The organism is Myxococcus sp. AM010, from assembly GCF_013372585.1.
Lineage (GTDB): Bacteria > Myxococcota > Myxococcia > Myxococcales > Myxococcaceae > Myxococcus > Myxococcus vastator.
Window position 1 is genome coordinate 1 of record NZ_JABXEO010000138.1, and the last position, 11,915, is coordinate 11,915.

General features: G+C 67.7%; 10 protein-coding genes. 3 read left to right on the plus strand and 7 right to left on the minus strand.

The genetic code is table 11. From position 1 onward, the window contains the following. Together HV826_RS34650 and HV826_RS34655 are read left to right on the plus strand one after the other, a co-directional pair. A partial coding sequence (locus HV826_RS34650) for a transposase domain-containing protein (RefSeq protein ID WP_176421302.1) occupies positions 1 to 147 on the plus strand: 147 nt, incomplete at its 5' end. Between the two features lie 188 nt (positions 148 to 335). Then, positions 336 to 620: a hypothetical protein gene (locus HV826_RS34655; protein ID WP_176421303.1), complete on the plus strand. Its 285-nt coding sequence runs from the start codon at positions 336 to 338 to the stop codon at positions 618 to 620. 698 nt (positions 621 to 1,318) lie between these two features. Here HV826_RS34655 and HV826_RS34660 read toward each other — a convergent pair. Further along, positions 1,319 to 1,630 carry a hypothetical protein gene (locus HV826_RS34660; protein WP_176421304.1) on the minus strand — a complete coding sequence of 104 codons (312 nt, stop codon included), beginning with the start codon at positions 1,628 to 1,630 and terminating at the stop codon, positions 1,319 to 1,321. 840 nt (positions 1,631 to 2,470) lie between these two features. Continuing rightward, entirely contained in the window at positions 2,471 to 3,043 is a 573-nt protein-coding gene (locus HV826_RS34665) for a MarR family winged helix-turn-helix transcriptional regulator (protein WP_176421305.1), read from the minus strand. 114 nt (positions 3,044 to 3,157) lie between these two features. Here HV826_RS34665 and HV826_RS34670 point away from each other — a divergent pair, with 114 nt between their 5' ends. Further along, positions 3,158 to 3,694: a carboxymuconolactone decarboxylase family protein gene (locus HV826_RS34670; RefSeq protein WP_176421306.1), complete on the plus strand. Its 537-nt coding sequence runs from the start codon at positions 3,158 to 3,160 to the stop codon at positions 3,692 to 3,694. A gap of 70 nt (positions 3,695 to 3,764) precedes the next feature. Here HV826_RS34670 and HV826_RS34675 read toward each other — a convergent pair whose 3' ends face one another. The 5 genes from HV826_RS34675 to HV826_RS34695 all read right to left on the minus strand — a co-directional run. Next, positions 3,765 to 4,688, minus strand: coding sequence for a PilZ domain-containing protein (locus HV826_RS34675; protein WP_176421307.1), 924 nt, complete (start codon positions 4,686 to 4,688; stop codon positions 3,765 to 3,767). A 202-nt stretch (positions 4,689 to 4,890) separates the two neighbouring features. Then, positions 4,891 to 9,993 (minus strand): hypothetical protein, encoded by a 5,103-nt coding sequence (locus HV826_RS34680; RefSeq protein WP_176421308.1) that lies wholly within the window; start codon positions 9,991 to 9,993, stop codon positions 4,891 to 4,893. Between the two features lie 18 nt (positions 9,994 to 10,011). Then, entirely contained in the window at positions 10,012 to 10,989 is a 978-nt protein-coding gene (locus HV826_RS34685) for a peptidoglycan-binding protein (RefSeq protein WP_217917921.1), read from the minus strand. Positions 10,990 to 11,013: 24 nt separating this feature from the next. Further along, entirely contained in the window at positions 11,014 to 11,400 is a 387-nt protein-coding gene (locus HV826_RS34690) for a hypothetical protein (RefSeq protein WP_255217557.1), read from the minus strand. Between the two features lie 282 nt (positions 11,401 to 11,682). After that, on the minus strand, positions 11,683 to 11,915 hold a 233-nt coding region (locus HV826_RS34695; protein WP_217918897.1), incomplete at its 5' end, for a hypothetical protein.

Below are 11,915 nucleotides of genomic sequence, written 5' to 3' on the forward strand. Positions count from 1 at the left end.
GGCGTCAACCCCGAGACGTATCTCGCGGACGTCCTGCTGCGCGTGCAGACACACCCCAACTCGCGCATCGGTGAGCTGCTACCCCACGAGTGGAAGCGGCGACGCGCCGCCGACCCTCCCGATTCGCTCCTCCAGCTCAGTCACTGAACAGCTCGCTCGTCGAGGCGCGCGCCGAACACGGTCCTCGTCCGTCATCAAGCCTCCTGGCACGACGTCCACCGGACGGTTACGGACGCCCAGCGCAATACGGGCATTCCACGATTCACCAGCATTCGCCTTCCATCTTGAATAGGCACCGGAACCCGATGACGGAGTTCCTCACCAAAGGATGCCTCATGAAGATACCAGTGATGCTCGCTGCCCTTGGACTCGCGGCCGGGCTCTCGCTCGGCTGTGGTGGTGTCGAAGGAGAAGTCGGCGACCAGGACAACCTCGCATCCAGGGAGGATGCCTTGCCGTGGTGCGGCAACAGCTCGTACAGCTACAGCTACTTCAGCGATGCCACGTACTCAGTACGGGTTGGCTCGGAGTTCTGCTCGTGTTACGGCCCAGTGCTCCGCCGAGGGAGCCAGACAGCCTTCATGCAAGTCGACTGGGAAGACATCTGCCCTGAGCGCTGAATCGACGGCCCGCTTATAGCTTTGGGCGGGCCTCGCAGTGCAGCCGGCCTCCGATTCATAAAATCGAGTCGGTCTCGCACCTCTCACAACCACTTACAGCGAAACTGTTATGGTCGCTGTATCTCCTCCGATGGTGGAGAGGCCTCGCGACTCCCATACGCCCGGGATATACGCATCTCGTGCTACCCCCGTGCACGATGACGCACCATAGCACGTCCACCCATTGGTCACGCCCCGAGGACCTGCCGGATAAAACACGCGGGCCGCCACGTCAATATGAGGCTGAACCGAACCGCACACGACTGTCGCAGTCGACTCCACCCCACGAGGTTGACCTGTCGTAGAATTATAAATCACATATGGCGGGATAACAGTCGTTATGCACCCTGGAACGGCCGCCTGCTCCTGTGTCTCATGGTCTCTGGCTTCGCTCTCCGACAGGTCCGGCCCGCACCCGGCAGCAACAAGCATCGAAATCGCGCTCAAAAGCAGAACCACTGGCCTCTTCATGAAGTCACTCCTTAGTGCTCGGGTTGAGGCGTCCACCATAGCCATATCTCCCTGGTGGAGCGAAAGGCATTCGCCCACGGGGAACCACCGCGCAACGAACGCCAATCTTTGCGTACCTTCGGCTTGATATTCCAAGCACGTCGCCGCCCTCCCATCCACCAATGAGGCGTCAGAGCGGTTCTCGCTCGTCACCTCCGCCTGTTGACGAAGTCGTAGACGAAGCCGCCAGGCCGCATCTCCTCCAACATCACCCGGCGGACGGCCCCGCCCAGGTGCTGGCCCAGGCGCCGCGAGTGCTCCGTTGCGCCCGGCGCCTGGACGTCCGCGCTCACCGAGCCGTCCTGGTGGAGGTGCACGTTCACGCTAATGGACGGCACGGCTCCGACCGGGGGCGCATCGCTGCTCGCCGGCGCACTCGGCGCCAGGGGCACCACCAGCTTCGCCAGCCCGTCCACCAGGGGAGTGTTGATGGTCAGTAAGAAGCGCAGATTTCTGGTCATCGGCGACCAGGAGTTCGGAAACCGCGCGGCCGGTGCAGCGCTGTGAGCGGCCGAAAAGTTGATAAACTGCCGGGTACGAACTGTCTCACTCACGTTGGCAGAGAGGGCGCACGTTGGTTGATGCAGGAGAGAGAGTCCGGCTCGAAATCCGGGCCTCCCGAGGAGATTGTCTCCAATGGCGCCCTGCTGCGTCTGCCTGCTCTTCTGAGGGAGAGCACACTAAGTGCGGGAGAGCCACGGAACCGGGACAGGCTCAAACTGCCTCATGCGCGTATTGAGCGCCCCAGACACCCTGTGTGCCTGGCGAAGAGGTGGAAGAGACGATTGGAGGAGTGGCGCGCCAGTGGGTTGCGTGCCCCAGGTTTCGCCCCGAACGAATGTGCCGAGAAGTCGGCCTTGAAGACGGGTTTTAGCAGCAACCGGAGCGCGCCTTGGACCACCTGGTCTCGAATCGTTGGAATGCCTGCTCGGCATCCCCGGAACGGCTGCCCCCTTGCTCCGGAATCACTGCTCGGATTGGCCTGGAATCGGTGCTCGGCTTGCCCCGAAACACGCGCGCCTGCCGATTGCTCGACTTCCACGCCCCCGCGATGTTCGCGTCGCTCCGAGGAACGTGCCCCCGGGCGTCTACACCCTGGTGACCTCCAGGAGGGCTACGTCACCCAGACGGAGGCGGTGAGGGTGGCCGAGGGTGACACGGCCTATGTGCTACTTGCCGCTGGAGGTCGCGGCGGGCCTCTCGGCCCCAGAGTCCACGCCCACGTCCTGAGCCACAAAGCCACTTTCGGTTCGCCTGGTTCCGGAAGGGAATCAAGCCCGACGAGCGACTCGATCCGAGAGTCAGTGGCCCGCCGGGAGGGCCGCATGCTCCCTGCACAGCAGCTCGCTGTCCTCGCGTGACAGCGGCTCCCGTGTCAGGCCGCAGCGGAAGCGCCCCGAGCCCTCTCGCTGGAAATGCTTGCAGGTGCCGCAGACGCCGAAGCTGCGCTGGCCATTCGCGGCCTGCAGGGAGCTCAACAGCTCGGAGAGGGCCTCTTCCAGTGCCGCGCCATCACCAGGCAACCGCGTGAGGGCCCGCTTGAAGAGCTCGGGTGGCAAGGCCTCTTTCAGCACCCCGCGGCCCGCCTCCGTCAACAGCAGGTGGATGACGCGCCGGTCCTCCGTATCGGCTTCCTTCCGCAACAGCCCCTTCTCCTCCAGCAGCAGGAGCGTCTGGGACACGGTGCCCTTGGTGAGCCCCAGGTACTCCGTCAGCGCAGCAGGTGTGTTGCTGTAGCGATTGCAAGCCTGCAAGTAGCGCAGCGCCTGCAGGTGCACCGGCTGCAGCCCGTGAGGCAGCCCCGCTGCCCGCTCCTCCGTGCGGAGCAGGTTCCCGAGTCGCTCAAGCAGCACGTAGAGGCGGTCTCCAGCCATGAATCAAAGGTATCGTGTCGACACCGACTTGACAAGCGGAGGCGGCGAGCGCATTTGGTATCGAGTCGAAACCAATCGACCTGCCACACAACCCGCTGTCCCTGGGAGCACCCCATGACGACGCCCCTCATCGCCCCTGTTGGCTCCACGAATACGCCTGCCGCCTCCGAGCCCACGCTCGCCGCGCTGAAGGCGAAGTTCGGAGCTGTGCCGAAGATGTTCTCCACCTTCGCCCACTCCCCCGCTGCGCTCGACGCCGTGGCGGGCTACTTCAACGCCATGGGCGGCGCGACGCTGTCGCCGCGCACGCAGGAGGCCATCGCCATCGCGGTGGCGGAGCTGAACCGCTGCACCTACTGCCTCTCCGCGCACACGGCGCTGGCGAAGGGACACGGTGTGAAGCAAGAGGAGCTGAGTGGCTTTCGCTCGGGCCGCTCGGCGGACCCGCGCGAGCAGGCCATCCTGGACCTTGCCGTCGCCATTGCCCGTACGCGGGCGGCGGACGTGGGCCCGCAGCTCGCGCAGGCGCGCAGGGAGGGGCTGAGCGACGCGGAGCTGGTGGAGGTGGTGGCCGCCGTCGCGCAGAACGTGCTCACCAACTACCTCAACGTGGTGGCCGGCACCGAGGTGGACTTCCCCCGCGTCGCCTGAGCCGCGTATCGGGGCGCCGGCAGGGTCGCGGCGCCCCGAGGCGTTCGCCAGGCAGGCACCCCAAGTTCTCCTACTTGCGCGAACCCCGGGCCGGCTGTCCTGGCGAGGCCGCGAGCAGCCGCTCCACGGCGTGGAACACCGAAGCCGCATTGGCCGGGTGCCTCACGTACGCCGCGGGATTCAGGTGGGAGAGCCGGCCCACCAACGAGTCCGGCCCGCTCACGTTCACCATGACGCTGCGCGTGCCGATGCGGGCCGCGGACGTGAGGACATCCAGGGCCGAGCTCGCGTCGACGACGACGAGCGGCACGGGCGTGTCGCTCTCCGTCACCACGCGAATGCCCTTCTGCGCGAACAGCTCCGAGACCAGCGTCATCAGCCGCGCGTCGGAGAGGCGCACCAGGACGAGTGGCCGCGTATCCACCTCCACCGCCTCCGCTGCCTTGGGAGCGACGGTCGGGGCGTTTCCGAGCTCGCGGACGTCCGACGTCAGCAACTCCCGGACGTCCGTGCGCAGGACGTTGCGCACGCGATTGAGCAGCGAGGCGTCCTTCACCAGCAGCTCCTTCAGCCTGCGCTCACCCTCGGCCGGGAGCTGGGTGAAGGCCACGCCCATCCCCTCCTCCCGCGACCAGGCGACCTGGCCATGGGCGATGAGGAGCTCGGGCGCATCTGGCAGCGTGATTCGCAGCTCCAGCATGCTTCCAACCGGCAGCACGCGCGAGGTGCGGATGGCCAGCCCCCCGGTTCCGATGTTCTTGCTGAAGGCACGCACCACGTCGTCCTGGGTGGCGAACGAAAGTTCGAGCACCGCGTCCGCCCTCACCGGCCTGACGGGAAGGGAGCTGCCTTCAGGCGGGAGCGCCCCCAGCTCCAGGAGGACGTCTCGGAGCAACTCGAGGCGCTGTTGCTGCTCGGCACTCAGGGCCTGCGACCGCTGCTGCTCCACAAGGGCGGTGTACTCCTCGAGGGCGCGTGCGCTTGGGTTTGCCATGAGGGTGTTTTCCAGGGCGGCGTTGGGCGTGTCGGCTGCCAGTGGACCTGGGGTAGCAGGCGGTCGACCACGGGGACTCCATCCTCAGCTTCAATGATGGGCACTTCAATCGCCTGGTGAACACCGCCCGCGATGAAAGGCCAACCGCACATGGGTCGTGCGGTGATGAAGCTGTCGTGGAAGCGGCACTCAGGCCGAGGCCCTACTCAGTCGGCCCCTTCTTATGCCTCTTGGGGTCTGCCTCATCCCCCTCCTCCCAAACGGGAGGCGGGGGCGGCACGTCGTCGTCATTCACGAGTTGCACTTCTTCATCGTCCTCGGCGCTCGCAGGCGGCCCGTTGAACTTGCGCTTCTTATGGCTCGACGGCGCAACCTGTCCCGAGCCCGAGAAGGACTGCGACGACTGTGACCCGCCACTGAAGCTCGCGTCCGAGAACGCCGAGGTCCCCCATTCCGCCGGGTCCATCTCCTGGGTGGCGTCGTCGTCCTCCTCGTCCTCGTAGGCGAAGCTGGGCTTCTTGCGCTTGACTCCTTCGGAAGAAGTACGGCCATCGTCGACGGACAGGAAGTCCAGGGACTGCGACCCCTCGATGCCCTGCATCGAGTTCTCGTCCTCGACGACCTGCCCCTTTGACGTCGCGCGCTTGACGTGGACCTCCGCACAGCGCCTGCACAACGCCTCCAGGCGCTCGCGCAGATAGTCCAGCGTCCGAGGCGCGTGCTGGTCGAGCTTCCCCAAGGCCGTGCCCAGGACGATGTCCCCCTCCTCGTCGCGTTCGAGCACGAGCCTGCGGTACTGGCCGCTCTCCACCTTCTGGGTGAGCACGGCCAGGTCCTCGTCGAGCATCGCCTTGTTCTTCTCGTAGTCCTTGTCCGACAACAGGCCCGTCTCAGGCGAAGTCGCTCCGGAGAAGAGCAGCGTCCTCAAAGACACGACGTTCGGCTGCCCCAGCACGCTCGTGCTGGAGTCATCTCCCATGGTGGAGGACTGGCTCATCACGTTCGAGACCTCCTGCAGGTGGAGGTCCGACGCCTGCTGCTGCACCACGGTGGGCACGAGCGCGTTCACCTGCGGGACGACCAGCACCGTGCCCAGGTGCTTGCTTGCCCAGTCGATGAGCGCGTCGATGCGCTTCGTCAGGTGCGCCCACGTCTTGGGCGCGTTCGCGGGCAGCGCGGCAATCCCCGTCCCGATGTCCACGCTGTCCAACGCGTGGTTCCACGGCACCACCAGGGTGGTGTACTTGCCGCTCATCAGGAGCTGGACGGCCTCGTCACAGTCCTGATCAATCGCCACCTGGTTCTTCGCGAGGTCCGTGTCCCGCATGCCCACGCCCGCGATCCAGCAGGTGCGAATCCCCAGCGCGTTCGGATTCATCCGGATGACGGCCTGCGTGTTGCTCTGGGAGTGCTTCTTCTTCTTCGAGGCGTCGTTCTCTCCGAAGAGGAAGAGCGCGTGCGGGTGGTGGGCGGGCGTGTCGGACTTGAAGTAGTGCGTGTGCGTCCACTTGCACACGGGCCCCACGGTGGACGGATCCGACGTGGCGGGCTTCGTGGGCGCGGTCGCTGACTGGGGGGACTCGACCTTCTTCGAGCCGGATGGAGGCGCCTGCCCCTCGTCGCGGCGGCGGCGCGCGCTGAGCGCTTCCAGTACGGCGGGGAAGGCCGAGGCAGGGGGGAGCGGCGCATCCGTGGGCCCCACCGCCTCGTAGTGCGCGTTGCCCAGGTTCGCCAGTCGAAGCAGGGGCCGCGCCGCGTGTCCCTCGGTGCGCGGCACGAAGTCCACCAGGTCCGTCCAGTACGAAGTCGCCCCTGTCCGAGCGAACATCTCGAAGCGCACCTGGAACAGGTGGGACGCCGCCGCCAGCGCCACGTGGTCGCCCCAAGCCCGGTCCCTGCTCATGGCCCGCAGGTACTGCCGCCAGGGGTCCACGCCCGCGACGCGGCGGTATGCGGGCTCGTGGGGCCAGGCCACGCGGTGCCAGTCGAGCAGCAACCCCATGTCCTGCCGGAACGTCGCTGCCGTCGCCGGCCCCACCATCCCTCCACCGTCCAGCGACTGCCCGGCGAGCAGGTCCTCCAGGTGATTGACCACCGCCTGGCGCACCTCGCGGTGGTGCTCCTCCGTGCCGAAGAACAACTGAGACAGCGCGCGGAACAGACAATCCCCTCCGCCCGCGTTGGGAACCCGCCCCTGGTGGATGGAGGCCAGGTGGGTGTCCAGCGAGATGCCGTTGCCGCCGCCCTTGTCCTTCCCCTTCTCCGACTTCAGCGCGGGCCGACTGTCCCAGTACGCCTCCGGGTCGAAGCCCGCGCTCCGCAGCGCGGCGAACGTCTCCCGCCACTGCATGGCCTCCGCCACCAGCGCGTTGGAGCGGGCATGGTCCGAAGCGGGGACCCTCTCCGCGGCGTCCAGAATCGCGCTCAGCGCGTTCGTGGCCTCATCATCCGCGGCGTGGGACTTCTGATAGGCGGCACAAAGCGCCTCCAGTCCACCCAGCTCGGCGGACACCGTCTCGGTGGCGACCTCCACCTCCTCCACGACCAGCGCCTCCTCGCCGCTGTAGACGAGCCGCAGGTCGGAGACGAGCGGCATGTGGTCGCTCAGCTTCTTCGCGGCGACCATGACCGCTTCCCAGCGCGCGTCCTCCGAGCCCGTGAGCTTCACGCCCGGGGCGCGCAGCTTGTCGAAGATCCGCTTGTCTTCGGGCAGCTTCGCGTCCTCCAACTGGATGAGCCGCCAGAACGGCTGGAGGTGCTTGGGCAGCAGGTTGCCGTGGATGAAGAAGAGGCCCTTCTCCTGCTCGTCCGCGAGCACCATGGGAAACGGGATGACGTAGACCGACGACTGCTCCAGCAGCCAGCCATCCGTCCGCCTCGAGTACACGAGAATCTTGTCGTAGCCGCTCGCCCCGTAGCGCTGCTGCGGCGGGGTGATGAACGACTCGATGTGGGCCAGCACGTCCTCCGCGGAGGAGAGCGCGGGCCGCAGCTCGCGGCCCGTTGACGTCTTGAAGGGGGCGAACAGCTCCGGCTTCACCTTGCTGTTGACGAAGCTCCGGAGCGTCTTGAGCGAGCCGTCCCCAAACGCCTTCTCGCTGTCCACCGCCCAGCTTCCAAACTTGCTCTTGGCGATGGTCGAGAGCTGCGGCGCCATGGCGTACAGGTGGCTTGCATCCGCCTCGGGCCCCAGCAGCGTCTGGAAGAACTGGTGGAACGACAAGCGCTCCACGCAGGTGTCGATGTACGGCGTGCCATCCTTCGCGAGCTCGGCCTTGGGCCGGGCGGTGTCGATGTTCAGGTCCGAGAGCACCACGCCGAGCACCTTCTCCTGGCGCTCGTCCTTGCAGTACTGGAGGAAGGCGCGGAAGTCCGTGCCGCGCGCGTTCTTGTTACGGTCTCCCGGCGCGGGGGGATGCCACGCCACCACGCTCACCTCGGGCGCGCTCTGCACCTGCGCCAGCCGCACCGGAATCCGGATGGGCTCCCGCTTGCTGTAGAGGCTCTTGACGGGCTGCGCCTGCGCCTCCTCCGCCTCGTCCCCCATCTCCACGTCGACGTCCATTGACGGGACTTCGCCACCCGGCGAGCGCTTCGCCACGTAGGCGCTGAGGTACGAGATGGCCGCTTCGTCCACGTCCAACCTGGACTTGCGCCACAGGACGCCGTACGCCTCATCCTGGGTGTAGAGCCCCTTGACGGGCTGGTCGGGCACCTCCGCGGGCCACGACGCATAGACCTCCTCACCGCGCGCCTTGCACTGCTCGTTCAGCGCATTTCGGATGCGGATGAACTCGCTCAGGCCCGCGTGGGCCTCCGGCGCGTCCTCCACCTCGCTCTTGCGCTCTTGATATTCCGCGAGCTTCTTCTCGTAGACGCGCTGCAGATGCGCGTCGTTGGAGCGGTGCAGGCTGTTCTCGAGGACAAGCTGCTTGGTGGCCGGGACCTCGTCGGCTTCCATGCCCGCGACGACGGCCAGGTAGCGATGGAACAGGATGCCGCAGTGCTCGCGCAGCAGCGTGACCCCGAGCTGCGCCAGCTCGTCCCGCTTCCGCTTCTCCGTCGCCTCCGGCCCGCCCTTCTTCGAGTCCTTCTCCTTCGACGTGTAGCGGCTCGCGTAGGGCTGGAGCCAATCGTAGTAGCCCTCCTCCACGAGCAGCCGCACGCAGAGCAGGCAGTAGGCATCCAGCTTCGCCTGCTTCTTGCCCAACACGTCAATCGATGTCGCGACGAGCGCCTCGGGCGGCTCCTCGTCTTCTTCGTCGGCCTCGTCCTTCGCCTTCTTCGCCGCGGGCCTGCCGAAGCGCTTCACCAGGTCTGGCTCACATGCCCCCCAGGCCGCATCGAGCCTGCCCTCGATGATGCCCAGCTTGTCGGCGTCCAGCTCCTGCGAGGTCTCGCTCCAATCGATAGGGACGGGGTCCCGCGCCTCGTCGTCCTCGCCCTGCTCGTCTCGTGGCCAGAGGGTCCGCCGCACGCGCTCCGAGAAGTGCTTCGCCAGGTCATTGAGGAGCGCCGCCTCCCGCGCCGCGACCTGGCCGACCTCTGCGCCCGAGGCCGTCTTGACCTGGTAGCCCCTGGGCTCAACGAAGGCGGCCGCCAGTCGCATCAACACCGGCAGCTTCGTCCCGCTGCCCCCGCGGCCGGTGTGTTGCTTCATCTGGGCGGGCGGCTTGGGCTCCACCAGCCGGATGCCCCCCTTCTTCTTCAGCTCCAGGATGGTGACGATGTCGGCGTTCGCCGTGCGGATGACGTGGGCCAGGGCGTCAATGGTCCACTGCTTGCGCACCGGGAGCGTTCCGCTCGGGCCTCCGCCCAGGTCGGCGATGTTCCACAGGAGCATCCGCACCGGGAAGCTCGGCGGCACCACCGGCTTGTCGGAGACAGTGGTCTCCACGCCCAGCGGGACACAGCGCTCCTCGGCGACGTCGTCGCTCATCGCGTTGGACGGTGGCGACTCCGGGGGCGTCAGGTCGTCGGTGACCAGCGAGGCCCGGAGCGTCTCCTCTCGCATCTCGTCGCTGGAGAGCCGGTGCGGCTCCTCGTCGTCCAGGAAGTCGTCCAGGACGTCGTCGTAGTCGCCGCTCTCCAGCCGCTCGACCTCTTCCTGGGAGGCCAGCAGGTCCTCATACGTCTCGTACTCCTCGAACTCGAAGTCCTCCTCCTCGACATCGGTCTCCATCGAGCCGAAGGGGGACTGCGTGCTGGGAGGCGCCGGAACGAGCACCGCGCCGCATTCCAAGCAGCGAGGTGGCGTCACGGACAGGTCGCGCATGGTGCCGGGCGCGCAGTTGGGGCACTGCATGGGAAAAGTCCTCCGGTGCTACGAGCGGTGCAACAGGCCCAGCGCGGCGCAGGTCGCCTCGTCGGCCTCTCCGCTCGGAGGCAGCCCGAGCGCGTACTGGAACCACTCCACGGCAAGGCGCGTCTTCGGGCCGACCTGGCCACGCTCGCCGCCACAGGAGAACCCCAGGTTCTCCAGCCGCTCCTGCAAGCCCTCCGGAGCGCTCGTCGCGCGCAGCGCCGCGAAGCGCAGCGTCACCTTGCGCTCGTCGTCGCGGCCGGGAGACACCGTCACCTCGCCCCGCGCCGCGCGCGCGGGCAGCACCTGCGCCATGCGGCCCTCCGCGTCCGTCATGCCCTCGCGCGCGGGCAGCTCCTCCTCGTCGTCCAGCCACACCTTCAACAGGTAGGGCTGGTGCGCGCGGGGGTGGTGCGTGCCGTCTCGCAGCACCACCACCAGGGACAGGGGCAGCCCGATGCGGTGAACCACCTGCCGGAAGCCGGTCTCCACCGTCGTCCACTCGTGGGAGAACGGCCGCACCTCCACACGCGTCCCCGGCGCGGGGGCCACCTCCGGGGTGAGCGGCTGCCCCGTGCTCGCGTCGATGAGCCGCGAGGGACGCACCCCCAGCCTCGCCGCCAGCACCGCGAGCGACTCCGTCCCTTCGCACGTCCAGGACAGCGGCCTGGGCTGCGAGACGGCGCTCCAGCGAGGCGCGGCGCCCGCAGCGCGCGGAGGCAGGGGGAGCCGGCCGAGCACTCGCCACAGCGCGGGCTCCACGTCGAGCAACCGGAGGCGGTAGCGCCCCTCCTCGAGCCCCTCGAACAGCGCGACGCCGTGCTCGTCGGTGCGCATGCGCAGCGCCTCGTCCGTCGCCCCCCGCGCCAGCTCCACCGCCACGCCGGACAGCGGCATTTCGCGGTCATCGACGACGACCACCTCCACCTGTCCCTTGCCCGCTTGCAAGGGACAGGGAGCAACCGCCGGGTCCTGCCGTGAAGTCGAGGAAGGGGACATGAGGCCTCTCTGGGAGTGGAACGGTCAGCGGCCCTTGCCGACCGTGGCGTGGCGGAGGCGGAAGGCTGCCTCCTTCCGCTCGTTCTGCGCCGCCACGTCCTCGCGGCGGCGGCGCTCACGCACCACGCGGTGCAGACGCGCGACAGGGTCCGAAACGGAGGCGTCATCCAGCCACGAACGCATCCACGCGTGGGGACGCTGCGACTCGAAGTCATCTCCCAGCGACTCGGCGAGGCGCACGTACACGCGCACGTCGTCGAGCGAGAAGATGCCCCGGTCCACCACCCTGCGCACCACCGGCACGAGCCGCTCGCGGGTCCACGCGGGCTCCACCGCGGAGGGCTCCTCGAGGAGCGCCGTGACGAGCTGCGCGACGCGGCCGTCCATCACGGCGCTGCGCAACGAACTCATCTGCGACTCGCGAATCCGCAACAACGTTGAAACCATCCCGATGAAGTGCCGCGGGATTATTTCTGCTTCACGTGAATCAAACAAGGTGCCACGACGTGCTCCGCAACGAGCACCAGGGGCTCCTGGAATTCGTTGGATTCGCGCGCGGAATACCGGAGTTCGACACCGCGCGGCGCCTGAACCGGCGGAGCCCACGGCGCGGCACGAGACTGCACCCAGGTGTCCGGAGCGGGGGGCACGTCCTTCGTGCCCCCCGCTCCTCACCTCAACAGCGGCTCACGCTCAGGCGCAGAACTGACCGCCGCCCGAGGTGTGATAGATGCGCCGACCGGACGGGCAGCAGTAGATGGCCAGCGTCGAGGTGGGCGTCTGGACGCACATCGAGGCGCCCGAGACCGGGCTGAGGCTGCAGTACAGGCCAGACCCGCACACCGGCAGGTCCTGCTGTGCCACCCCACCCTCGTCGGAGACCTGCGGCGCCATGTCCAACGGCGCCTCCTCCTCCATGCCGCCCC